The sequence below is a fragment of the Marinobacter litoralis genome (assembly GCF_003336705.1).
Taxonomy (GTDB): Bacteria; Pseudomonadota; Gammaproteobacteria; order Pseudomonadales; family Oleiphilaceae; genus Marinobacter; species Marinobacter litoralis.
The window spans coordinates 162,927-186,781 of record NZ_QMDL01000003.1; the positions used below are offsets into that span (position 1 = coordinate 162,927).

At 53.4% G+C, this 23,855-nt stretch carries 18 protein-coding genes and 1 tRNA gene; 11 read left to right on the top strand and 8 right to left on the bottom strand.

Annotated features, from left to right (window positions below; genetic code table 11):
* Nucleotides 1-39: 39 nt before the first annotated feature.
* Together DOQ08_RS10525 and DOQ08_RS10530 are read left to right on the top strand one after the other, a co-directional pair.
* On the top strand, nt 40-585 hold the full coding sequence (locus tag DOQ08_RS10525; RefSeq protein ID WP_114334889.1) for a YaeQ family protein: 546 nt from the start codon (nt 40-42) through the stop codon (nt 583-585).
* 90 nt (nt 586-675) lie between these two features.
* Nucleotides 676-752, top strand: a tRNA-Arg gene (locus DOQ08_RS10530).
* 22 nt (nt 753-774) lie between these two features.
* On the opposite strand, the gene DOQ08_RS10535 is transcribed toward DOQ08_RS10530, so the two are convergent.
* Nucleotides 775-3,930: a PAS domain S-box protein gene (locus DOQ08_RS10535; protein ID WP_114334890.1), complete on the bottom strand. Its 3,156-nt coding sequence runs from the start codon at nt 3,928-3,930 to the stop codon at nt 775-777.
* A gap of 397 nt (nt 3,931-4,327) precedes the next feature.
* Between DOQ08_RS10535 and DOQ08_RS10540 the strand changes: the two genes are divergently transcribed.
* From DOQ08_RS10540 to DOQ08_RS10555, 4 genes are all read left to right on the top strand, one after another.
* Entirely contained in the window at nt 4,328-5,260 is a 933-nt protein-coding gene (locus tag DOQ08_RS10540; RefSeq protein WP_114334891.1) for an MHYT domain-containing protein, read from the top strand.
* A 7-nt stretch (nt 5,261-5,267) separates the two neighbouring features.
* Nucleotides 5,268-6,710, top strand: coding sequence for a putative bifunctional diguanylate cyclase/phosphodiesterase (locus DOQ08_RS10545; RefSeq protein WP_114334892.1), 1,443 nt, complete (start codon nt 5,268-5,270; stop codon nt 6,708-6,710).
* Between the two features lie 201 nt (nt 6,711-6,911).
* A complete protein-coding gene (locus DOQ08_RS10550) occupies nt 6,912-9,716 on the top strand; it encodes a M66 family metalloprotease (RefSeq protein WP_165823651.1) in 2,805 nt (934 codons plus the stop codon).
* A 223-nt stretch (nt 9,717-9,939) separates the two neighbouring features.
* Nucleotides 9,940-10,548, top strand: a complete 609-nt coding sequence (locus tag DOQ08_RS10555) for a DVUA0089 family protein (RefSeq protein ID WP_114334894.1) — start codon at nt 9,940-9,942, stop codon at nt 10,546-10,548.
* On the opposite strand, the gene DOQ08_RS10560 is transcribed toward DOQ08_RS10555, so the two are convergent.
* Nucleotides 10,529-11,467, bottom strand: a complete 939-nt coding sequence (locus DOQ08_RS10560; protein WP_114334895.1) for a fatty acid desaturase family protein — start codon at nt 11,465-11,467, stop codon at nt 10,529-10,531. The genes DOQ08_RS10555 and DOQ08_RS10560 overlap by 20 nt on opposite strands.
* 139 nt (nt 11,468-11,606) lie before the next feature.
* On the opposite strand from DOQ08_RS10560, the gene DOQ08_RS10565 reads away from it, so the two are divergent.
* Nucleotides 11,607-12,629 (top strand): AraC family transcriptional regulator, encoded by a 1,023-nt coding sequence (locus DOQ08_RS10565; protein ID WP_114334896.1) that lies wholly within the window; start codon nt 11,607-11,609, stop codon nt 12,627-12,629.
* Between the two features lie 5 nt (nt 12,630-12,634).
* Here the strand turns inward: DOQ08_RS10565 and DOQ08_RS10570 are convergent, their stop codons facing one another.
* The gene (locus DOQ08_RS10570) at nt 12,635-13,687 is read right to left on the bottom strand and encodes an AraC family transcriptional regulator (RefSeq protein WP_114334897.1); all 1,053 of its coding nucleotides are present in this window, start codon (nt 13,685-13,687) and stop codon (nt 12,635-12,637) included.
* A gap of 176 nt (nt 13,688-13,863) precedes the next feature.
* Here DOQ08_RS10570 and DOQ08_RS10575 point away from each other — a divergent pair, with 176 nt between their 5' ends.
* Together DOQ08_RS10575 and DOQ08_RS10580 are read left to right on the top strand one after the other, a co-directional pair.
* The gene (locus DOQ08_RS10575) at nt 13,864-14,184 is read left to right on the top strand and encodes a 2Fe-2S iron-sulfur cluster-binding protein (RefSeq protein WP_114334898.1); all 321 of its coding nucleotides are present in this window, start codon (nt 13,864-13,866) and stop codon (nt 14,182-14,184) included.
* A gap of 71 nt (nt 14,185-14,255) precedes the next feature.
* Nucleotides 14,256-15,653: a cytochrome P450 gene (locus tag DOQ08_RS10580; RefSeq protein ID WP_114334899.1), complete on the top strand. Its 1,398-nt coding sequence runs from the start codon at nt 14,256-14,258 to the stop codon at nt 15,651-15,653.
* Nucleotides 15,654-15,692: 39 nt separating this feature from the next.
* Here the strand turns inward: DOQ08_RS10580 and DOQ08_RS10585 are convergent, their stop codons facing one another.
* The 5 genes from DOQ08_RS10585 to DOQ08_RS10605 form a co-directional block, all read right to left on the bottom strand.
* Nucleotides 15,693-18,017, bottom strand: a complete 2,325-nt coding sequence (locus DOQ08_RS10585) for a molybdopterin-dependent oxidoreductase (protein WP_114334900.1) — start codon at nt 18,015-18,017, stop codon at nt 15,693-15,695.
* 293 nt (nt 18,018-18,310) lie between these two features.
* Nucleotides 18,311-18,946, bottom strand: a complete 636-nt coding sequence (locus tag DOQ08_RS10590; RefSeq protein WP_114334901.1) for a response regulator transcription factor — start codon at nt 18,944-18,946, stop codon at nt 18,311-18,313.
* 6 nt (nt 18,947-18,952) lie between these two features.
* Entirely contained in the window at nt 18,953-20,476 is a 1,524-nt protein-coding gene (locus DOQ08_RS10595) for a PAS domain-containing sensor histidine kinase (protein WP_165823653.1), read from the bottom strand.
* A 97-nt stretch (nt 20,477-20,573) separates the two neighbouring features.
* On the bottom strand, nt 20,574-21,119 hold the full coding sequence (locus DOQ08_RS10600) for a hydrolase (protein ID WP_114334903.1): 546 nt from the start codon (nt 21,117-21,119) through the stop codon (nt 20,574-20,576).
* A 14-nt stretch (nt 21,120-21,133) separates the two neighbouring features.
* Entirely contained in the window at nt 21,134-21,565 is a 432-nt protein-coding gene (locus DOQ08_RS10605; protein WP_114334904.1) for a MaoC family dehydratase, read from the bottom strand.
* 150 nt (nt 21,566-21,715) lie between these two features.
* Between DOQ08_RS10605 and DOQ08_RS10610 the strand changes: the two genes are divergently transcribed.
* Both DOQ08_RS10610 and phbB read left to right on the top strand, forming a co-directional pair.
* Entirely contained in the window at nt 21,716-23,083 is a 1,368-nt protein-coding gene (locus tag DOQ08_RS10610; protein ID WP_114334905.1) for a malonyl-CoA decarboxylase, read from the top strand.
* Nucleotides 23,084-23,111: 28 nt separating this feature from the next.
* Entirely contained in the window at nt 23,112-23,855 is a 744-nt protein-coding gene (gene phbB / locus DOQ08_RS10615; protein WP_114334906.1) for an acetoacetyl-CoA reductase, read from the top strand.

Consider the following 23,855-nt stretch of genomic DNA (forward strand, 5'->3'; position numbering starts at 1 on the left):
ACACTACGGCCCTGCCCGACTTAACAGACAGGATTCTCAATGGCACTGAAAGCCACCATATTCAAAGCCACGCTCCATATCGCCGATATGGACAAGCACTATTACGGCGACCACCACCTGACCGTCGCGCGCCATCCGTCTGAAACCGACGAACGCATGATGATCCGGCTACTGGCCTTTGCCCTGAATGCCAACGACACGCTGGAGTTTACCAAAGGGCTCAGCAGTGACGACGAGCCGGAGCTTTGGCAAAAGTCTCTGTCTGACGAAATCGAACTCTGGATAGAGCTGGGCTTGCCCGACGAAGACCGCATCCGTAAAGCCTGCAACCGTTCGAAACAGGTCATACTGTACACCTACGGCGGCCGAGCGGTGCCGGTGTGGTGGGAAAAACACCATAACAAGCTAACGAGATTTGGCAACCTGACCGTGGTCGAACTTCCCGCTGACCCGATTGCCGAATTGGCAACTCTGGCGGAACGCTCGATGACGCTTCAGGTTTCGATCCAGGATGGCGAAGTGACCTTCAGTAACGACGCCAGTCTGGTCAGCATCACGCCCGAACAACGCCTGCCGCAACAATGATGCAGTGACTTGCCCCCAAGGGCTAGACAGAAACCTCCCGCGCACGTAAGATTGCGCACTCGAAATTAATGCCAGCCATCGATTTCGAATGCGCCCGTAGCTCAGCTGGATAGAGCGCTGCCCTCCGGAGGCAGAGGTCAGAGGTTCGAATCCTCTCGGGCGCGCCATTTTAATGGCTTTCCCCCTTCTTCAGTTTGCTTGACCGCGTTTACTCTTGAGCAAAGCAACCACTCGGGTTTCCAGCTCATCCGGCGTTACCGATGCTTTTTGTACGACCGCCGCCACTTTCGTTGCGATCGCCCGTGGCACTTCGTACCCCGACAAGATAACAACCGGCACATCAGGCTGAGATCGGTGTACCGTTTCCCAGAGTGACAGCCCGTCACCATCTTCCAGTTTGAGATCAAGAAGAATCAGGTCGTACGACGTCTGCCGGAGTCGTTCATGGGCTGCTCGCAATGTTTCGGCCCGATCAACTCGCGCTACGGCACCCAGTTGCCCTCTGACAACCGCAGCCAGGTCGTCGTCATCTTCTACATGCAGAACCCGCGCAACGGTTGATTCCGCAGGCAGGCGAACCTCTGCCCGCGGGAACCGGAACCAGAAGCGGGCGCCCTCACCTTCCTTCGACTCAAACCCAATCACGCCTCCCATTCTCTCGACCAGTTCTCTGGTGACGGCAAGGCCCAAACCGGTGCCACCTTTGATGCGGTTTTCAGAAGAATCGGCCTGAGCAAAACGTTCGAAAATGCGACTGCGGAAGACTTCCGGAATTCCGGGGCCACGATCCACCACACTGATCAAAGCACCATCTTCAGCATTTGGCTCACAATGGATCTCGACCGTTTCGCCGCGCGGGGAAAACTTACAGGCGTTAGACACAAGATTGAACAAAACCTGTAAAAGCCGACTTGGGTCAGCGTTGACATGCCCAGTTGTATCGCCGGTGATTCTGAGCTGCACACCGTAAGGAATGGCGTAACCCTCCATTTGTTCCATGGCCTGCTCCAGAATCTTCGACACCTCAATGCGCTGTATGTCGAGGTTCATCTCGTCGGATGACAGCTTATTCAGATCCAGCAGATCGTTAACCAACTGAATCAATCGCTGTGTATTTTGCTGTGCAATACTCAGCATCCCACAGATCCGCTCAGGGATTTCGCCCAAGGCTCCTCCGGCAATCAGCCCCAACGATCCTGAAATTGAGGTTAATGGTGTGCGCAGCTCATGGCTAACCGTAGAAACAAACTGATTCTTAAGCAGCTCATTTTTCTGGCTTTCGGACAAATCTCGAGCGACCAATACCCATCGCTGATCCAACTTACTGGAACTCAGCACCTGCGTGAGACTGAGCTCCAGCGGCAACGGCGGCTTACCCGCCATAACAAGTGATGTATTCCATCTGGCAAGCAATGCCCCTGAGCCCTGCTCGGGAGCTCCGTCTAAGCGTTCGATCAGCTCTGGCAAACGGGCGCTTAAAGGCGACCCGGTCGCATCGGCGGGTAATTCGAAAAGAGCTACAGCTGCCAGATTGTGGTTAATAATCCGAGTTTCGGTATCCAGCACTAATACGGCATCCGCCAACGAATCGAAAAGCTTTATCAGGAAGGCACTGTTAGCCTCTAGTTCGTTCAGCGCTTGGTGTTCAACGGAGATGTCTTGAACCTGTGATACGAAATGCAGCGGCCGTCGGTCGTCATCACGAACCAGGCCAACAGAGAGCATAGCGTGCATGACTGAACCGTCACGCCGGTAGTAACGCTTTTTCATCTGATATTGGTCGATTCGACCGGCCAGCAAATCATGCAGCAATGTCAGATCTGACTCCAGATCTTCCGGGTGGGTCAGCGTCTGGAAATCGGTCGCCAATAACGCCTCTCGCGAATAGCCGAACAGTTTGCTCAACGCATCGTTCACATCCAGCCAACGGCCCTCAAGCGATACAAGGGCCATGCCCTGCGCAGCCGAGTTGAACGCTTCGCCGAACCGTTCGTTAGCAAGCCGTGCTTCTTGTTCAGCACGCCGCTGATCCGTCACATCAACGGCCATGCCTAAATAGCCGATCCCCTCATTCCCGTCATCTTTAAGCGCACTGACAGACAACTGCACCGTTCGATGCTCGCCGTCTTTACGAACGTATGTCCATTCGGATGTCTCAGGAATGCCCGCCTCTGCCGACGCGACAAAAACATCGAAACCTTCTATCCGCCTGCCAAGCTGCTTAGAAAGTTCTGCCCCACGCGCAGCCACTTCAGAGTCCAGATGAAACAACGCTGGCGTATGACGGCCCACCACTTCGTCGGCGCGATAACCAAGCAGCATTTCTGCCCCAGGGTTAAAAAGCGAAATGCATCCACGGGTGTCGGTTGCAATGATGGAAACGCACACAGATGCATCGATGACAGACTGAAGGTAGGCTCGGGTTTGGTGTAAATCGCTGTAGGCATGCCTTAGCTCGGTAATGTCGCTCATGGTTACTACGGCACCAAAGGGCCTATCGAAAGCATCCACAAGGTGCTGCCCATTACATAGAACCACTCTTGGCGGCTGCCCCTTTGCCCGGATCACCAGTTCGGCATTGCGAACCTGCTCTCCGCGCCATGCTCGCAGGAGCGGTATCTGTTCAGTGGCAAGTAAGGTTTGGCCATCTGGCCCGTACAAATCAAAGTGCTCAGCCCATTGCTCCGGCGGCAACGAGCGCGGATCAACGCCGTGCCATTGTCTGGCCACAAAATTAAACTCGGCGAGATTACCGTCACTGTCACAGGACACGACAGCGTCTGGCATTGAATCGAGCAGGGTCGACAAGATTCTTGAATTAGCATCCGCCTGTTGCCGATGGGTCCAGTCCTCAAGGCGGTCACCGGCTAATCGCGCAAGGCGCTCCAAACCGGCCTGCTGCTCTTCGGTAAGAGGGCGGTTCGGCAAAGTATCAAGCACACACAAGGTGCCGCATCCATAACCGGAACGACCAACCAACGGCACTCCGGCATAGTACCGGATATGCGGTTCGCCAACGACCAACGCATTCTCGGCGAAACGCTCATCCGCCTGTGTATCAAGCACTTCAAGAAGGCCGGCATCCTGTATAGTCTGAGCACAAAACGATTCATCCCAACCATTTTTTTCGAACGAAACGTCCTTGGTCGCCTTACACCACTGCCGCCCAAAGGGCACCAAAGACACCACCGCAGTCGGCTTCCCAGTGATTTGTGCAGCCAGTTCGACAAGGTCATCGAAATGGCGATCCGGGGGTAAATCCAGCCCTCTGCGCTTGATCAGTGCAGCAAGACGGTGAGGCTCGTCCTGGTGCAATTCATCGGTCCAAAAATGATTGTCGGCCATTGATCCTCTCAAGTCATTCCGTGGCTCTTATTAGAAAATTCCGATCGGTTCGATCGAATCTACCTATGAATCGCTTCTGTTTCCATCATGGCCAGGGACCTTTCCCTGAAAAATCGAATCAAAATCAGCGTTTTTCCTCCCTAGCAATATAGACCACCCTCCGTTTGGTGCTGACGTTCTGTTTCCGTACAGCATCAATCGGTTAAGAATGGATGAAGCCGTAGCTCGTCGGGCGTTTTATTATTTCAATCAGGACAGAATATGTGATTTTTGCACGTTTTTTTTGCTACATATTGGAGCAGGTGTTTTATAGTAAGGAAACCCACTTTGACATAGGCTGCCCCATGCTTCATCCGCAATTTTCGCCGCCTTTGCCAGCGTAAGTCACATCGATCTGATGCGCCTAACCCATCGCCCCTCGAGCGTTCAGCGCTGGCACATCATCGGATCCATCGTGATGGGCATTGGTGTATGGACCATGCATTTTGTTGGAATGGCCGCTTTCCGGTTACCGTTGGCGGTGTACTTTGAGCCTCTGACAACCGCAGCGTCCGTTTTGCCGGCGATTTTTTCTGGGTATATCGTTCTGCACGTACTGAAAAACGAGAAGCCAAGCGGCGTCACGATTCTATGTGGCGGCACATTGGCGGGGCTGGGCATAGCGTTCATGCATTACATTGGTATGGGCGGCATGCTAGTGAGCGCAACAATGCTCTATCAGCCGGGTTTATTTACACTTTCTATTTTAAGCGCGTTTATCATGGCCAGCTTGGCTTTGGCTGTCCCGCGCGCGCTGGCGAGCCTTCAAGGCCGTTTCGAAACGAACATCGTCACAGCCATTTTCATGGGCCTTGCGATCTCCAGTCTGCATTACATTGCGATGGCGGCGACTGTATTTTTACCTGCCGAAGAAACTGTGCTCCCGCTACCGAATCATGCCCTTGATAGCACCCTGCTCGTTACCTCTGCCGTCATTACGAGCATCGCCATTCTAACTGTAGCAACGGTCACCGTTATCTTGCGCTCCCGGATTCTGGCGTCCGAAAAGTGGGCTAAACAATCGGAACACGAAGCCCGGAAATTGGAACATCGCTTTCAACGATTGGTGACGCGCCTGCCAGGGGCTGTCTACCAGTTCCAGCTAGATCCGGATGGCACCATGAGCATGCCCTACGTAAGCGAGGCGATACGGTTTCTACACGGTATCGAACCCAGCGATGTAACGAACAACGCTGACAACCTTTTCCATGCCATTCACCCGGATGATCTGGCAGAGCTTCTGCCATCCATCACCGAGTCGGCCGAGAACATGGCCCCCCTAGAACTTTGAATACAGCGTGCAGTTAAGCGACCGGGAGCTCTGGCTAGCCGCGAACTCGATCCCGGAGCGCCAGGACAATGGAAGCATCATCTGGAGCGGCTTTATCACCGATATCAGTGATAAAAAACAGGCAGAGGCGCGCATTCATCAACTGGCGTTCTATGACGAGCTGACAGGCTTGCCCAATCGACGGCTCTTTGCAGACCGCATGAGGCAAGCCCTCGTAGCTTCTGCCAGGCATCAGGTATATGGCGCCCTGCTCTATATGGATCTGGATGACTTCAAGAGTCTTAACGACACCTTGGGGCACTCGTTCGGGGACACGCTGCTACGGAATCTAGCCGAAATCATCACCCGTAATTTTCGTGAAACCGATACCGTTTCTCGCCTGGGTGGCGATGAGTTCGTAATGATCCTCAATGATCTGGGAACATCAGAAGAAGCCGCAACCAAAAATGCACACCAAATGGCTGAGAGCCTGTTGGAAGCTCTAAGTAAGCCGATTTACTTGAAAAATCACCAGTATAAATGCGAAGCAAGTATTGGCATTGCGTTGTTCAAGGGGGTTGGTCAGCCTCAAGAAGAACTTCTAAAACGCGCAGATACGGCAATGTACGAAGCCAAATCTGCGGGGCGGAGCGTCATTCGATTTCACGACTCAGAAGTTCAGTCCGTTCTCGCACAACGGTTCCGCCTTGAAAGCCAGTTGCGGCAAGCCGTAGAACGTCAGGAGCTTTCGCTCGCTTATCAAAAGCAGGTCGGCCTCGATGGCGGGGCCACCGGTGTGGAGGCGCTGCTCCGCTGGCAACACCCCGAACAAGGCAACATACCGCCATCCGAGTTCATTCCGATTGCTGAAAGCAACGGCCTGATTGTACCGCTAGGCTTGTGGGTTCTCGAAACCGCCTGCCAACAGCTGGCGCTTTGGCAAAGCATGCCGGAGACACAACACATGCGTGTTTCCGTCAACGTAAGCTCGAAACAATTTTACCAACCCGACTTCGTCGAAAGCGTCGTGCGGGCACTGCAGCAAGCCAAGTCAGCTCCAACTGGTCTGTGCATCGAAGTGACCGAATCGATGGTACTCGATGACTTGGACAACGCGATGGCGAAAATGCAGGCCCTCAGAGTCTATGGCATTCAGATCTCTATGGATGATTTCGGGACCGGCTACTCGTCCATGGCCTATTTGTCCAGACTACCCTTTGACGAGGTAAAAATTGATAAATCGTTTGTTCAGATGGCAGACACTCGTGAAAACAGCAACGAGTGGATCATCATTGAAACCATCATAACGATGGCTCACAAACTAAATATGCATGTCGTGGCTGAAGGCATCGAAACCCTCCGGCAACATGAGCTGCTGGCCGCGATGGGCTGCGATTACTTCCAGGGTTTCTATTTCAGTCGCCCCGTTGATCTGGACACATTCAATCACTCACTGCAAAGCATGCGTTAGTCAGACGTTGCGGTCGATCATACGGCGCTATCTCTCACCCCGCGGGTGACTTCGCTCACACAATTACACTTCGTCTACAAATCATGCGTTTAGCCTCAACAGATAACAGCACACAATGCCAACCCTTTGTTAAACCACGTTAACTTGCAGGGATTCGAGATGGTATTTGGGCGGATAATGATGTGCGGAATAACCAGCCTAGTGATTGCAGGCTGCGGCGGAAGCTCCTCTGGCGAGAACAAAGATAACTCCGCGAACCAACTGACCGTGTCCCAGCACACTCTCGAAGTCCCGAATGCCGTTACCTCACTCACCTACCAGTTTCAGCCAGAACACGACGCACTCGCCGGTAACCTGAAATACAGTGCCGACACTTTGCCTGGCTGGGCCACCATTGACCCTGAAACCGGCCTCATTGCGGGCATTCCCGGACCAGAGGACGCATCCGCTGAAAGCCCCGTTTCCGTTATCGTCTCCAACGACTCCCGCCGCCTGGTTCTAAAAGGTACGATCGTGGTCGAACACGCCGAGGCATTTCTTGAGCAACCGGCGCTGGACTTCTACTCGACCAACTTCGAGGGGGAACCCCGAGCACTGAGAAATGACCTGTCTGGCGGCGCACTGGCCGGCGAGGTTCAGTTCGTGCAGTCACATTCGGTGGCACCTGCGGGTAATTATGAGCGCAACATCGGAGATGAAACACAAAGCCGGTACATGCCCAAGCTCACGGCCCTTCGGGATGCCCTTCTACTGTTCATTCCGTCGAACGATACAGAGCCAACCACCGTACACGTAGAAGTCAGCGTGAACGGCGAGCCACTGATGACCTTGCCGATGGCGCACCCTAATGCACTTCCCGAGTCTGATGTAACCGGTACCAACGGCATCCAATATTCCAAGCAAGCCTGGTCCGTGCGACTACCGTGGGATGCCGTCCGTAACGGTTTATCCCTGCGATTTGTCGCCAATAAGGATGCTGGATCTCGCACATTCGGGAATTTACCTTCCTCTGAGATAGAGATCGGCGAAGCCTCGCAACTTGTGCTCCAAAGTATTCGCTTGGGCATGCTAACAGCCCCCTCGCAGGTCAACGGCCACTATACGCTTCGCGACCCTGTCATGGCAGCAACGGATTATTTCCAGACACTACCCGTCTCAAGATTGGTCATGGGCAGCTACGCCGATGCGATACTCGATCGGGTGATCATTCGATCCGGGGTTATCTACGATAAAGACATTGACGGCGCCAGCGCCGTTGAAGGCAGTGTCTATTCTGGTGATATGCGGGAAAACGTCGCCAAATCGCAAGTCAGTGTAGGCATTAACATGGCCAACTTCGGCTATACCAGCCACCACATGAACCAAGGCCATCCCCACGTTTTTAAACAAATCACCAACCATCACGCCTGGGGCATGTATGCCAACGGCCGTGTTGACCACGGCCTCAGCGGGGGCAATGGCATCGGCACGCTCTATCATTCCTGGGGCAACGAGGCGAGTCACGAGTGGGGCCACGCGTATGGCCTTGGCCATTACCCGGGCAAAGGGCTAACCGACGATGGCCGCTGGGCTGTGCACCACGCCGATAGTGGCTGGGGCTATATTGCCCACCGCAACCGCATGCGTGCCAACCTGTTCGGGCTGAACGAAGACGGCAGCTATAATTTCAAACGCGATGCCATGTCCGGAGGCTCTGACGGTGGGCCTTTCTCGGTTTACACCCACTACACCGGCTATTCCGCCAGGTTTATCCAGAATGACATCGCCAAATTCCCCGTTCCCGATGAGAATTACCCGAGCGGCTACAAAAAATGGGACACCACCACCGGGCAATACCAGGATTACCGTAGCGAACACCCCGTTCCGGTCCGTACCGGCGTGCCTGTCGCAACCCTTTTAGGGGGCTATGATCCGGATGGTACAGCGGCTGTGATTTACCCGGTGTTCCACGGCAACTACGGCAATGTGTTTGATCTTCCCGAGCCCGATCTCAACGCGACGAACAACCAGTGCTGGGTAACGGTTAAAAACCAATCCGATGAACAAAAACGCATCCAGATCGCAGCGTCTCGACACAACGCAAACAGCATTAACCAGTTCCACTTCAACCTGGCCGCCGATTTCCGGCCAACAAATGCCAGCCTGCACTGCCGTCGAGATGGTATCGATCAAATGCTCACACAAACCGCGTTTGACGGTGAGATCCCCGATCTGCCACCCGTTGCCGTTGTAGGCCAAGGCGCGGCGTATCAGCAGCTTCGTGAGCAAGATATGGTACATATTGCCCAAGCACTGAAGGCGATGGACTCAAACCGACTCAATATTCTGGATGACGCGCTGGCGATTAAAGTAGCCAGCTATAGCGCGGCTGAACTGAAGAACCATCTGCCCGAAGCAGCGTGGGGGCTCCTACAGCGATTGGAAAAACAACAGGCTGCCGTCCGCCAGATTGCCATCCTTCTTGGCAAAGCAGAACGCGACCAGTGGTCTAGCCAGAAAACCCGAGAGCATCTGCTTCAGGCATTGACCGATAACGGATTAGCTCAATCGCCGGACGAGCTGGTCCCCATTGGAGATGTCATCCGAGGAAATGGTCGCTACTTCGACAGCAACCTAGAGGATGCCACTCACATTGCTTTGACCGAACTGCCTGACGACATCAGCAATGCCAGCCACTGGATCAGAGATCTAAGAGGCCGCATCCATCCAGCTGATGCCCCGTGGCAGTGCTTGACACCTGTGGCCAGCCGCATCGGCTTGGCACCCTGTCTCGATGAACGCGCAGACCAGCGCTGGGCCTACAACGCAGAGCTACTACAGCTGCGGAACGAAGCCAGCGGCAAGTGCCTAGACTACGATCGAAGCAACGACAGATTGATCACCTACGGCTGTTCGGGCAACTGGAACCAGCAGTGGGCTGGCGTTGCCACGCTGGACAGCCCGCTATTCGCCCTGTTTGATGGCCCATTGCTTCGCAAACTCTATGGTGCGCTACTGCCGGATTAGAACCGAGCAGGCCGCATTCCCCCCGGTTTCTCATCACACTACGAGCACAGGGATTGTCTTCGTAGTGTCAGATCCTTTTACAGGGCGCCCAGCGCCCACGCTCAACTAAAACACAATATAAATATAAAACAGCAGGTTAAATGGCTTTGGCGCAAACATTGCTGACTAAGCGGCCGTCGCTGTATGGCGATGTTTTATAAAACATTCCAGGATGGATCCGTTTATGACACAGCTAAAATCTTTAATTGCCGGCGCTGCGCTCCTTGCCGCCACAACCACTGCAAATGCTGCTTTAATCAATTTTCAAGGCACGATCGACTACCACAACGATGTTGTGCTGACCTACTTCACGCTGGATCAAGACACCACGAACGTTCGTGTCTGGACAGACTCCTATCTCAATGGGGATAACTTTGATCCGATCACCGCATTATGGAAGGGCGACGGCACGTTGCTTTTCGAGAATGATGACGATGACAGCATCAATCCGGCGACCCAAACCCACTATGACTCCGGGTTCTCTCTGGCCAGTTTGGCCGCAGGCGACTACATCTTCTCCGTAGCCACCTACGATAACTTTGCGTTGGGCAACAATATCAGTGATGGTTTCGCGTTTGACAGCGAGGCACCCATTGCACTGGCCGATTGGGATCAACCCGCAAACGGTCGCGGCATGGGACCGAACTGGAGCGTTTGGCTTGACGGCCCCGATTCTGCGTCAAACCCCAGCGATCCGAGCGCATCGGTTCCCGAGCCAAGCAGTTTTGGTCTGATTGCTCTGGGCATGCTTGGGCTGGGTCTGTCCCGTCGGTTCAAAAAAACCAACGCATAACGGATGACCGTTCCACCGGGGGCGATTCAGCCCCCGATTTCTCGATCGGCTGGCGGCTGAAAATCCCGACAATCGGTGTGCCCTGCTCACGTAAAATCGGTTCAATGTCATCATGCAGAGCTTGGTAACGGTAAAACGGCACGCGCGGGAACAGATGGTGAATGGAGTGTAAATTCTGCCCTAACCAGAACCAGCCGAACGGTTTCATCCAGACAGGCATGATCAAGCTATTGGTGTTGCGGTAACGAGCAGAATCCTTATAGGGAATATGCGGCCGGTAAGCGAACCAATACGCAGTGAAGAAACCGCCGATGAAATAACTCGAAAAAAGCACCCACCCGGCATAGGCCACGTCCGCCAGCATGACGAAGGCTACCCGCCAACCCAGGGACACGGCGATTTCCGTACAATAAACCACCCGCTCTTTGGTGGTGGCTTTATGCCAATGAGTACGGGCAAAAAACGTATTTTGCAGCCAAAGAAACTTGAATACGGTGATCACAGCGCCGAGAGGCCCTTTACCGATACCGCTAATCACAAAATCCGGGTCTTTATCCGGTTGATTGGTGTACCGGTGGTGGGTCATATGCTCCAGCCTGTGGGACGCATACGGTATGGCAATAAACGGCGCCATTAAGTAGCCGCACGCGTCATTAAGCCATCGTAGGCTCTCGTGCTTACCATGCACATTGCCATGAACAGCCTCGTGCACCGGCGTATACGACATGTACGTCAACATCGCCAACACCGGCACGGTCGCTAGCGGGCTCAGCCACCCGATGGCAAACAACCACAAACCCGCCACATAGCCTGTTAGCACCAACGCCACCAGCACCACCGTTGGCCAGGCCATCTCGCCCATATAGAGTTTGGCGTACTCCACCGCTTCGCGGTTAGGATTCTTCTTGTTGTGCCCCATAGCCTCGGTCTCATGCTTAGAATTCGATCACCCATGCAGATTAGTCGCCCGAAACCCATTGCCCAAGGACATCTATGGCCAATCGCGGGACTCTTTCGGCCAAGTACCATGCGGTCACCGAAACAGCTAAACTTCGACCATGCTAAAACAAGAATCCACGCTTCACCCGATTGCCATCAGTCAGGTCATGATTAACTTTGCTGCTAGCCATGGTATTGCGGCAGAGATTTGTCTGAACGGAACGGCCATCACTCGCGATGATTTACAGGACGGGGAAGCGCTGATTACCCGGGATCAGGAAATCCGGCTGATTGAGAACCTGATTCATGCACTGCCGGACGAGCCTGCACTGGGCTTCAAACTGGGGCTGCAATACAACGTGGCAACCTTCGGTGTGTGGGGATTTGCCTTACGCACCTGCCGAACCCTGCGAGATGCGGCCAACACGGCGCTGCGCTACCTACCCTTGAGCACGGCCTACTGCCGTATGTACACGTTTGAGGAAGATGGCCGCTTTGGGATCGGACTGGATCCAGACCCCATCCCCCCACATTTGCGCCAATTTCTGCTGGAACGGGACCTGGCCACCGGAATAAATCTACTGAAAGAACTGAGCTTATCGGGCCTGAGCATCTGTGCAGCCGAATTTCAGGGACCGCCGCCCGATTACGCTGAACTGTTCACCGAAACCATGGGCGTAGCCCCACGCTTCCATACCAGCCGTAACGCCATGCTGGTTTCTGCCGAAGCGGCGGATCAGCCGCTGCCGACCTTTAGTCCTCGACTCGTGCGCATGCTGGATGACCAGTGCCGACTTCAGCTTGAGCAAAGGCAAACCAGTGGCCTGACAGGACTGGTGCGACAACAGGTGTTGGGTTCTTTAGGCCTAGTCGCCACCCTCGACGAAGTCGCCAGTAAACTCGCCATGTCATCCCGTAGCCTGCGCCGAAAGCTGGAGCAGGAAGGCAGCAGCTTCCGGGCCATCGTTGAGGAGGAACGTCGCCTAACGGCCACTCAAATACTCAGCGGCAGCGACATGAAACTGGATGAGCTGGCCATTCACCTGGGTTACACCGATACCGCCAGCTTTACCCGCGCATTTCGGCGGTGGATGAGCATGTCTCCCGGTGAGTATCGCAGGCAGAACCAACAAAGTTCCTGAAACAATCAGCCCAATACGCTGTTCTCAGAGGCCGAATGTTGACGGCGATACTGGTCCGGTGTCAGGTTGAACCAGCGTTTAAACGCCCGCCGAAAGTTCGCGCTGTCGTGGTAGTTCAGTAGCTCGGCGACTGCCTCCACCGATAGCGTGCTGTCGAGCAAATACCCCTCCGCCTGTTGCGACAGAATTTCATCCCGTACCTTTCGAAAGCTGGTGCCTTCCTGCTTCAATCGCCGGGCCAGCGTGCGCTTACAAATAAACAGAGCCGCGGCAACTTCCTCCTCACTCAACACGCCCGGCGGGTGCGATAACATCATCTTCTGAACCTGGTACTTACAAGTACTTTTATTCGGCTTCAGCTGAGCCAACATGGCGTCACAATGCCTGAGCGCCATGACATAGCTTTCGTGGTTAGCAGAGGCGTTCGGAATCTGGCAGACCTCGAGCGGGATCTTCAGCACATAGGCAAGGGCACCAAAACCAATAGTTGCGGGAATGTGTTCGTCGTAGCGCGCCGCGTAAGCCGGCTTTTGGTGCATGAAATCGATGTTGGCTTCACGCAGCGGGCGCCCGATAATGAATTCAGCCGTGTCGAAAAAAATCACGGTAAAGATCTCGCTTAGCAAGCGGAGAAGTTCATCTTCGAGATCCACAGCGTATTCGCAGCTTAGCTCCAACCATTCGCCCTCAATCTCCAGATCAAGCCGGGCCAGATTCATGCGCGTTGGCAAGTACGCTTGAAATGCCTTCAGAGCGGTGAGCAAATTCGGGCTGCTGTTCACCAGAAAACCCAATGCGCCGTGGGTTGGCGAGGTCAGCCTCTGACCAAAACGCAGCCCGAAGGCGTCGTCCTTCGCGATCCGCAAACAGTTTCTCAGAATCTGAAGTTGCTGACGCGGCGTCAGCAGGGTGCTTTCCTGTAGAAACTGCTCCACAGACAGCTGCGCTCCTATTAGCACCTCCGACACGTCACGGGCCAGCAAGCCCAACTCTCGGGCAGCTAGGCGGCTATAACTGGAAGGAATGCTGGGTTCATCAACATCAACTACGCTCGTCATTATTGTTATATCCGTTCGTTAATGTGTTGCTGAAGCGTGCTGCTTATCGATCACACATTAATCAAGAGTCTTTTAATGACCCCCGCCTGTCAAGTAATGACCTGCCTGGAGCACACCGCAAAACGTAACCTGAGCTGAGCACAACCATTCCTTGAGATAACACAAACGAGGTGTTTATGGGGCAGATTACGTTTATCGAACACACCGGCACAGAGCATGTGGTGGAGATCGAAGAGGGCCAATCCCTGATGCAGGCGGCGGTGGATAACGGTATTCCCGGAATCGACGCGGACTGCGGCGGAGCCTGCGCCTGCGGCACCTGCCATGTCATTGTGGACAACAACTGGATTCATGCCACCGGCAGTATTAATGCCGATGAGCTGGGCATGCTGCAGCTCACCCCCGACAAATCTGAAACCTCGCGCTTGTCCTGTCAGGTCACCCTCTCGGAATCCCTAGACGGGCTGGTGGTGCGACTGCCAGAGTTTCAAATGTAGGCTGGCGCCTATGAATCCGGTTTTTGGTCGATGATAACTATTCAATAAAAAAGCTGACCCTGGAGGTTTGCATGAGCCGACTTAGTCCCTTCCTTGAACCCGTAGCGAACAAAGCCGCGGCCACTTTGCCTATTGATTGGCAGATCAAAGGAATGCACGCGCTTCAAAATCTGAAGAAGCGTATCGGGAAGCGTGAACAGCCGCCCGTTTTCAAAGAGGTCCCGCTTCCAGCCGTGTCTGAACTGGCGCTGGAAGACATCGATGTCAGCAACCCGTTTCTGTACCGGCAAGGCTTGTGGCACTCCTATTTCAAGCGGCTTAGGGACGAGTGTCCGGTGCACTATAAGAAGAACAGCCCCTTCGGGCCCTTCTGGTCGGTTACCCGTTATGAAGACATCATGTTTGTGGATACCCACCACGACCTGTTTTCAGCCGAGCCCATCATTTCCCTCGGCCCGCCCCCACCCGGCCTGGAAATAGAAACCTTCATCGCCATGGACCCTCCCAAGCACGATGTTCAACGTCAGGCGGTTCAAGGCGTGGTGGCGCCTAAAAATCTGGCGCAAATGGAAAGTCTGATTCGCAGTCGCACAGAAGACGTGTTGGATCACTTGCCTATCGATGAGCCTTTTGACTGGGTTCAGAAGGTGTCCATCGACCTGACGTCCAGGATGCTGGCCACTCTATTCGACTTCCCCTATGAACAACGCCACAAACTGGCCTACTGGTCTGACATGGCCGCAGCACCGCCGGAATCTACCGGCGGGACCGCAGACATTGATGAATCTTTCATTGCATCAGCCGATATGGCCAAGCAAATGTCTTTGCTGTGGCGCGAAAAAGAAGCCAGGAAAGCCGCGGGAGAAGAGCCCGGGTTCGACCTCATCAGTTTGCTGCTAGCCAACGAAAACACCCGCACGATGATTAACCGCCCCATGGAGTTCCTTGGCAACATGGTGCTTCTGATCGTGGGAGGAAACGATACTACCCGTAACTCCATGACCGGCGGCGTGTTAGCGCTGAATCAGTTCCCGGAAGAATTCACCAAGCTCAAACAGAATCCGAGTCTAATCCCCAGCATGGTGTCGGAAATCATTCGCTGGCAAACGCCGTTGGCTTACATGCGCCGCGTTGCAAAGCAGGACGTTGAACTGAACGGCCAAACGATCAAGAAGGGCGACAAAGTAGTGATGTGGTACGCCTCCGGCAACCGGGATGAACGTGCATTCGAACAAGACCCAGACCTGTTCATCATCGACCGCAAGAACGTGCGAAAACACCTATCCTTTGGCTTTGGAGTACATCGCTGCATGGGCAACCGTTTGGCGGAAATGCAGTTGCGCATTCTTTGGGAAGAAATTCTGAAGCGCTTTGATGATATCGAAGTGCTGGGCGAGCCGGAGTATGTGCAATCAAACTTTGTGCGTGGCTATACCAAGATGATGGTGAAGCTTAAGAAAACCTCCTAAAACCCTCGGCCACACAAGGCACCGAGGGCTATGGGGCCTTTACGTTTCGCGCCGAATCACAGGTGGAGTGTGCGCCTTCATAGGCGGCACCTCACCACAGTAGACCTCAATATCCACCATGCAGGTCATAGCACTTGGGCCCTGCGACAGACGTGAAGTTCCTTCATCTCGTGTCAGAACATTCGGGTTACCATGCCGGCATGACACATCCGAGTTGCCCGCTTCTGGTGGGTCAAACCAAGCCCCGGTACTTAACTGCAAAACACCCTGGCGCACTTCGTCACTCACCACCGCTGAGCACAAACAAGCGCCCCGGCCATTAAAGATGCGTACCAAGGTGCCGTCGTTAATGTTCCGGATCTTTGCGTCAATCGGGTGAATGACAATCGGTTCACGCCCATTGATCTTCGAGTTCCGGCTGTGGGAACCATGGTCCAGCTGAGAATGCAGTTTGGTTCTTGGTTGGTTAGAAATCAGATGCATAGGGTATTCAGGGTTTGCCTGCCCTAACCACTCTTTAGGATCATTCCAGAACGGGTATCCCGGGCATTCTTCATAGCCAAAGCTTGCCACCGTCTCTGAGAAGATCTCTATTTTTCCGCTGGGTGTTCGTAGTGCATTTGCCTTCGGATCATCGCGAAAGGCTTTCAGGAGAACCTGCGGCTCTTGTGGCATCGCATTTTCAAACCAGCCTTTTTTCTTGAACGCCTCGAAATCTGGCAGCTCTATGCCGTTGGCACCCGCCTTTTCCCGGGTTTCGTTGTAGATCACGTTTAACCACTGCTCTTCGTCGCGTCCTTCCGTGAAGTCTTCTCGGGCACCAAGCTCTTCGGCCAGCTTACTAAAGATCTCGTAGTCCGACAGACTTTGTCCCGCTGGCTCCGCTGCTTTCTGCATATAGATAAGGAAAGGATCGCGACTGGACGACGCAATATCATTACGTTCCAAAAACGTCGCTGCAGGTAACACAATATCGGCGTGTTTCGCCTGAGCGTTCCAACACCATTCATGGACAATCACCGTATCCGGTTTCTGCCAGGCCTCCCTCATACGAACGAGGTCCTGATGGTGGTGAAATGGGTTTCCGCCCGCCCAGTAGATCAGCTTGATTTCAGGATAGGTCCCGGTTCTTCCGTTGTACTCGAATTTCTCACCAGGGTTCATCAATAGGTCTGTAATTCGTGCAACGGGGATAAAGCTCTGTACTGGGTTGTTCCCTTGCGGCAGAGCCGCCCCGGGAATGCCTTGATAATTAGCACCTATAGCATTCATGGCGCTGTAACCAAAGCCGATGCCTCCACCCGGAAGGCCAAGTTGTCCTAACATTGAAGCAACCGCTATAGCAGCCCAGTATGGCTGCTCGCCATTGTCTTGGCGCGTCAGAGACCAACTCACAGAAATCATCGTCCGCTGGCGAGCCATATCCCGCGCAAGATCGCGAATGCATGCTGCAGATAGACCTGTTTTAACCTCTGCCCACGCGCTGTCTTTCTTTATACCGTCGACCTTTCCCACTAGGTATTCTAGAAACTTCTCATAGCCTACCGTGTAGGTGGATAGAAACTCTGTATCGGCTAACCCTTCCTCTTGGAGGGTGTAAGCAATACCCAACAGCAATGCGACATCGCTGCCAGGGTAGATCGCTAGCCAGTCAGCGTTCATTTCCTCCAGAACGTCTGAGCGCAAGGGACTGACATTCACCACCTTCGTTCCGTTGGCCGTTGCCTCCAGCATGCCGCGCTTCTGCACATGACGACCAACACCGCCATTGGTGACCTGGCCATTTTTAGTCGGCGCCCCACCAAACGCCACAAACAGGTCAGTGTGTTCCTTGATAACCTCCCAGCTGGTTGCACCATTCACCATGGAGTAAAAGTCGCCAAGTACGTGAGGCAAAGTGACTTCCGCTGCCGCATAGCTGTAGGTATTCAGAGAATAGGTATAGCCGCCAATCGAATTGAGGAACCTCTTGAGCTGACTTTGCGCGTGATGGAAACGCCCTGCACTGGACCACCCATAAGAGCCACCATAAATAGCTTGGTTACCATAACGACTTCGCACGCGGTTTAATTCTTCCACGACCAGCTTGATCGCCCTAGGCCATGAAACTTCAATAAAGTCATCAGCTCCGCGCTCACCTTTGGCGTGGCCCGGTCCGTTTTCCAGCCATCCTCGTCGAACCATCGGCGCTTTAATACGTGTCGGGCCATCTAAGACATCGACTATGCCTTGACCGATGGGGGAAGGGTCTTCGTCCCTCTCGAATCCCTTGAGCGCAACAACACTCCCATCCTTGGTACAAACACGGTAGGTTCCCCAATGGCTGCTGGTCAGCGTTCCTTCGATTTCATGCTCAGGTTTCATCGATCAAGCCCTCTTACTGTTGTTATTTTCTCATGACAGCATAGACCAAAACCAAGTATATGTACTCGAAATAGTTGATTTAAACCAATTATTTTTACTTGGATAAATTAAGGCGAAGTATAAAGAGGGATAGATGCTACAGAGACAAGAGCAGACAGGCGCAAACACTCATGATTTCGTGCACGCCGTCGGTCATGGAAAATAATTGAAAAACGCACCGAGAAGGCACGCTGCAAAAGAGAGGAAATACGGTGCCCAACAGAGGGAGAAGCAGGCACCGGTTAAGCTAGATATTACTGTGCTATACCCTGCACAAGCCCCAATGCTATGGCTACTTGCACCAGCTCGGCAAACGAATCTACCTTCATTTTTGCTGTCATGTTCGCCCGGTGCCCTTCAACGGTTTTCCTGTTGATACCGAGTTCATCGGCCGCATCTTGGTTCGATAGGCCCTTCACAATCAGCTCCAAAACCTGGCGTTCTCGGCGGGTTAAGCTGTCGTAGCGCTCCCGGATACGCGACTGGGAGCGGCGCTGCGCAAATCGGGTTCGGTCTTTTTCCAGAGCATTGTGAACGTGATCGATCAGTACCTGATCATCAAAGGGCTTTTCGATAAACGTAGTGGCACCCTGCGTCAACGCAGTCACGGCCATATCCACATTACCGTGGGCAGAAATCATGATCACAGGCAGTTCGATATTGTATTCGGGCAACTTCTTCTGGGCGTTAATGCCACTGAGGCCGGGCATTCGCACATCCATCACAATACAACCGCTCGCACTCGCATCGAACCCCTCGAAAAAGGCCAACGCATTTTCGTAGGACTGCACTTTGAGGCCGACAGACTCAAGCAGCCACTTTAAAGAGTCTCTTACGTCCGTATCGTCATCAATAACGAAAACTGTTTGTGCATCTTTATTCGGGTTCATGAGTGATCAATCAGCAATATTAAGAGTAAATGAAAAGCGAGCTCCTCCGGCAGGGATGTTTTCTACCCAGAGTTCACCCTCAAGATTCTCTACCAATGAACGGCTGATGGCCAGCCCCATTCCAAGACCGGCTTCCTTGGTTGAAAAAAAACGATCAAAAAGGCGAGCCATATCCGATTCCGAAACCCCCCGCCCCTGATCATCCACTTCAACCCGCAATTGCGCGTTCTCATGAGGTTTAACGCTGATTGTCACGGTGGTGGTCGCTTCTTCATCGTCGGTTGAGGCGCTTGCTTCTATCGCGTTCACGATCAGATTCAACAACACCTGTTCCAGCTGAATTTTATCACCTTTGACGAGAGGCAATTCTGAAGGCTGCTCAAACACGATCCGGACGTTATGCCGTTCCGCCATGTTCTCGCAAAAGTCGATCATTTCACCGATCAATTCCGGCAAGCTGAGGCGGGTAACAACCGGCTCCTGTTTGCGGGTAAAGTCCATCATTCGGTGGATAATCTCACCGGCCCTTAACGCTGTCTTGATGCTTCGGGTAATCGGTAACTCTACGTCACTCCAAGACAATATAGGCTTATCGGCAAACCGTCGTTCAATCCCCCGGAGATAGTTCACCATCGCCGAGAGTGGCTGATTCAATTCATGGGCCAGACTCGACGCCAGCTCACCCATGGTTACCAGCCGACTAGCGTGATTGATGTCAGCCTGGTACTGCTTGAGTTGTTCTTCTGCGGCTTTTTTCTCGGTTAGGTCGTGGGCCACCAATGAGAAATACTCGATATCCCCATGCAAGGAGCGGTGGGCAAGCAGCTCCAGCATGACCGGTATACGGGCGGATTTCAGGCTCTGCATGGTCAGCTCCCCACGCCAGTTCCCCGTTTTTTTCGCGGTAGGAAAGCCCTCTTCCATCAAGGTCGTGAGGCCCTTTTCGGTGACAAAGCAGGATAGAGGAAAAGCACTATAGTCCGTATGCTCCAGCTCTAGCGCATTGCGAGCCGTTTCATTCAGGTGTGAAACCGTGAAATCGAGGTTCGCAAAAATAACCAGATCCTGAGTACTTTCTAGGACTCGCGCTAACCGACGACTTGCTTTGTCAGCCTTAACTCGGTGGCTTGCATCTCGGGACACCACCAAGATTTCCCGAATCTCATTAGTTTCAGGATCCCGAATGGTTCGACTCGTGCTTTCCAGCCACGTGTAATGGCCATCTTTACATCGAAACCGATAGGTATGGGTATACAAACCCCGGTCGTAATTAACCGTAGGCGCCCGCAAACGGAAATCTTCCACATCATCGGGGTGATACAAGTCGTAGGCGGAGATACCCACTATCTCCTCAACAGAATACCCCAGCAAGTGCGTTACCGCCGGAGAAGCATAGATAAACCGCCAATCTTCCGGTGTGTGCCGAGAGATCATATCGGTAGATTGTTCCGCCATTTCCGCCAGCAAGCGGTTACGTTCGGCATCGTCCGTCAGTGCAGTTCGCCCTTCTTCCGGGGTGCGGTTTTTCATGTCTATGGGATTCTCTGGAACTCAGGGTGCGTTAATCAACCCTATTCTGAAGGTCTCCGGGGCCCTTGGCCACAACGTGCCTGGGCCCCGCGACTGACTAGCGCAAAAATTCCTTGCTGAAGGCCTTGAACTGGGCCGCATCCGAGCGTCGAAGCCATTCGAACCCAACCATTTCTTTGGTAACGATTCTGGCTCCGGCCTGCTCCATCCGGCGCAGCGCCACTTCAGTGTCGTAGGAGTTGCGTGCGGAAATAGCATCCGCTACCACAAACACCTCCAACCCCTTATCCAGAAGCCTTATGGCCGATTGCATCACGCAAGCCTGAGACTCCATTCCACACAGGATGACTTGCTTGCGGTCATGCGCCTGAAACGCCTTTTCGAAACCCGGGTCGTCAATACACGCAAAGAAAGTTTTGCCGTAAATGTTGGCAGGCCCCACCAGCTCGCGTAAACCCTCTTCCGTATGGCCAAGGCCATCCGGGTACTGCTCAGATCCAATCACCGGTACGTTCATCAACCCGGCAAGGCGCACCAACCAACTGCAGTTGTTCACCAGCTTCTCGTTTTCATGTACCCCGCCCAACAAACGGGCCTGCACATCGATCACGGCAACGATGCAATTCTCTTGATCCATTAACATAATAATCTCCAGACTTACGCCGGGCGGCGGTCAACCATGTTTGTAGCAACGCCCTCAGCGACCACGGTGTCGCCAACCTTACAGACGGTTTCCAGCTTTACTCGACGTCGCTCTTTATTGATCTCAATAATCTTGGCAGAAGCAACAACAGTGTCTCCAATATGAACCGGCGCTTTGAACTTAATCTGCTGGTCGATATAGATGGCGCCTGGGCCAGGCATGCGTGTACCCAGTACGGCAGAGATCAGAGCTGCACTGAACATGCCGTGCACAATGCGTTCTTTAAACGGCGTGGTCTTCGCATACTCAGCGTTAATATGCACCGGGTTGTCATCACCACTAATACCGGCAAACAACACCACATCAGCTTCGGTAATCGTTTTGGCGTAAAACGCCTCCATTCCAACTTCAAGGTCTTCTAGGTAGTAGCCATGTAATTCTTGCATTGTTGTTTCCTCTGGTTGATCCATACGCCTACTACATTACTGGTTTATATCCATCAAACCAAGTACTTTTACTTGGTTTTTCTAAAATGCTCTGGTAGCCTTCTGTCATTCACAAAGACAACACCGCTGTGTACATAGGGAGTCGCGGTTATGCAGAGGCAACCCGTAAGCATTTTTGAAAGAGCCTTTAAAAAACTGGTTCCGGGCGGATTGGAATCAATGGGCCGTCGTGGCTCAGACATCATGAACATCGCCGAAGACCTACCCGAGTCGGATCTTGCCACTGTTAAAGAATGGATTGATGACTGCCTTGCCGAAAACGGCGGCCAAGTAGAAGCTCGCAAGCGTGCAGCCTTGCTCGGCCGCGCTTATCTAAAGCTGTCTATGACGGGAAGAACCCGTTTCTTGGGCCTGCTTGCAGAACACTATGGTGTGAATGAAGCCAGCGTAGAGAGCGCCATAGATCAATGGCATAACGCCAAGGCCAACGAGAAAACCAAAGCCGCGCAGTCGTTACGTAAGGCATTGATTCCTAGCCGCACGGCGCTGCTGAAACAGTTCAACGGCGTACCCTCCGGGGTTAAGTTTCTCGTGGATATGCGCGAAGAGCTGCTACAGCTGTGCAAAGACTATCCGGAACTGAAACCACTGGAAACCGACCTCCGTGACCTGCTGGCGACCTGGTTCGACATCGGCCTGTTACAACTGGAAGAAATCAGCTGGAATTCCAGTGGTGCCATTCTGGAGAAACTGATTGCCTATGAGGCCGTCCACGCCATTAAGAGCTGGAGCGACCTCAAAAATCGCCTTGATTTCGACCGCCGCTGCTTTGCCTTTTTTCATCCGAATATGCCCGACGAACCGCTGATTTTCGTTGAAGTGGCTTTGGTGAACGGCCTCGCTGATAACGTTCAAAAGCTTCTGGACGAGCACGCCCCCACCCAGGACATCGACAAAGCTGATACTGCGATTTTCTATTCAATCTCCAACGCCCAGCAGGGATTGGCTGGCATCAGCTTTGGTAACTTCCTCATCAAGCAGGTGGTCAGCAAGCTTCAGGTGGAGTTCCCCCAGTTAAAACAGTTCGCCACGCTATCCCCCATTCCGGGTTTCCGACGCTGGCTGGAAAACACACCGGCAGATCAACTGACTCAGCTGCCGGGCGGAGAAGAATGGCTAAGTTCGCCACCGCCCCGAGATCCGGTTCGAGTATGCCAGGCCGATCCTACCGGAGCCCAGCAAGAAGCCATCATGAAGTTGGCGGCGTCCTACCTGTGTTCCCTGAAACCCGGTAAGCCGCGTGCCAACGACCCGGTGGCCAACTTCCATTTAAGCAACGGTGCTCAGGTTGCGAGACTTAATTGGATGGCCGACACCTCAGACAAAGGCCTGAAGCAATCTGCCGGCCTGATGGTGAATTACCTGTACGAGCTACCGAAGATTGTTGACCGCAGCAATCGGTACACCTCCGAGGGAGTCATTTCCCAATCATCACACATCAAGAAACTCTTGAAATAGACAATCCGTAAAACGAAAGGAGAACACCATGACTAATCGCATCGCAGTTATTACCGGAGCAAACGGTGGCCTGGGTACCGCCATGACTAAAGCGCTGGCCGCTCAGGGTCGCAAAGTAGTAGGCACTCACTTGCCCGGCGAAGAGGCGCAAGCCAATGACTGGCAGGCAAACCTCCGCGAGGAAGGCATCGATGCCGCCATTTACGCACTAGACGTCACCGACTTTGACGGCTGCAAAGCATTTGTTGCCGCCGTTGAACAAGATCTTGGCCCAATCGACATTCTTGTTAACAACGCCGGCATCACCAATGATGCTCCACTAAAAAGAATGCAACCCGAACAGTGGAACCAGGTCATCAACGTAAACCTGACGTCTATGTTCAACATGTGCCAACAGGTATTTGAAAGCATGTGTGAGCGTGGGTTTGGCCGTATCGTGAACATTTCATCGTTGAATGGCGAGAAGGGTCAGTTCGGCCAGTGTAACTATGCGGCCACAAAAGCCGGCATCTATGGTTTCACTAAGTCCATTGCTCAGGAAGGCGCCCGTAAAGGCGTAACCGCCAACTCGGTTTCCCCTGGCTACATCGATACCCCAATGGTTCGTCAGGTGCCTGAAAAAGTACTGAACAACATTGTTGCCGGCATTCCGGTTGGCCACCTTGGCAAGCCTGAAGACATCGCCAGAGCCGTAGCTTACCTGACCGCGGATGAGGCCAACTTCGTGACCGGCACTAACATGTCGGTTAACGGCGGCCAGTACATGGCTTAA

What these genes read in the sequence shown, in the direction of transcription:
- DOQ08_RS10525 (WP_114334889.1), top strand. Translation starts at nt 40, where the DNA reads ATGGCACTGAAAGCCACCATATTCAAAGCCACGCTCCATATCGCCGAT.
- DOQ08_RS10535 (WP_114334890.1), bottom strand. Translation starts at nt 3,930, where the DNA reads ATGGCCGACAATCATTTTTGGACCGATGAATTGCACCAGGACGAGCCT.
- DOQ08_RS10540 (WP_114334891.1), top strand. Translation starts at nt 4,328, where the DNA reads ATGCGCCTAACCCATCGCCCCTCGAGCGTTCAGCGCTGGCACATCATC.
- DOQ08_RS10555 (WP_114334894.1), top strand. Translation starts at nt 9,940, where the DNA reads ATGACACAGCTAAAATCTTTAATTGCCGGCGCTGCGCTCCTTGCCGCC.
- DOQ08_RS10560 (WP_114334895.1), bottom strand. Translation starts at nt 11,467, where the DNA reads ATGGGGCACAACAAGAAGAATCCTAACCGCGAAGCGGTGGAGTACGCC.
- DOQ08_RS10565 (WP_114334896.1), top strand. Translation starts at nt 11,607, where the DNA reads ATGCTAAAACAAGAATCCACGCTTCACCCGATTGCCATCAGTCAGGTC.
- DOQ08_RS10570 (WP_114334897.1), bottom strand. Translation starts at nt 13,687, where the DNA reads ATGACGAGCGTAGTTGATGTTGATGAACCCAGCATTCCTTCCAGTTAT.
- DOQ08_RS10575 (WP_114334898.1), top strand. Translation starts at nt 13,864, where the DNA reads ATGGGGCAGATTACGTTTATCGAACACACCGGCACAGAGCATGTGGTG.
- DOQ08_RS10580 (WP_114334899.1), top strand. Translation starts at nt 14,256, where the DNA reads ATGAGCCGACTTAGTCCCTTCCTTGAACCCGTAGCGAACAAAGCCGCG.
- DOQ08_RS10585 (WP_114334900.1), bottom strand. Translation starts at nt 18,017, where the DNA reads ATGAAACCTGAGCATGAAATCGAAGGAACGCTGACCAGCAGCCATTGG.
- DOQ08_RS10590 (WP_114334901.1), bottom strand. Translation starts at nt 18,946, where the DNA reads ATGAACCCGAATAAAGATGCACAAACAGTTTTCGTTATTGATGACGAT.
- DOQ08_RS10595 (WP_165823653.1), bottom strand. Translation starts at nt 20,476, where the DNA reads ATGAAAAACCGCACCCCGGAAGAAGGGCGAACTGCACTGACGGACGAT.
- DOQ08_RS10600 (WP_114334903.1), bottom strand. Translation starts at nt 21,119, where the DNA reads ATGTTAATGGATCAAGAGAATTGCATCGTTGCCGTGATCGATGTGCAG.
- DOQ08_RS10605 (WP_114334904.1), bottom strand. Translation starts at nt 21,565, where the DNA reads ATGCAAGAATTACATGGCTACTACCTAGAAGACCTTGAAGTTGGAATG.
- DOQ08_RS10610 (WP_114334905.1), top strand. Translation starts at nt 21,716, where the DNA reads ATGCAGAGGCAACCCGTAAGCATTTTTGAAAGAGCCTTTAAAAAACTG.
- phbB (WP_114334906.1), top strand. Translation starts at nt 23,112, where the DNA reads ATGACTAATCGCATCGCAGTTATTACCGGAGCAAACGGTGGCCTGGGT.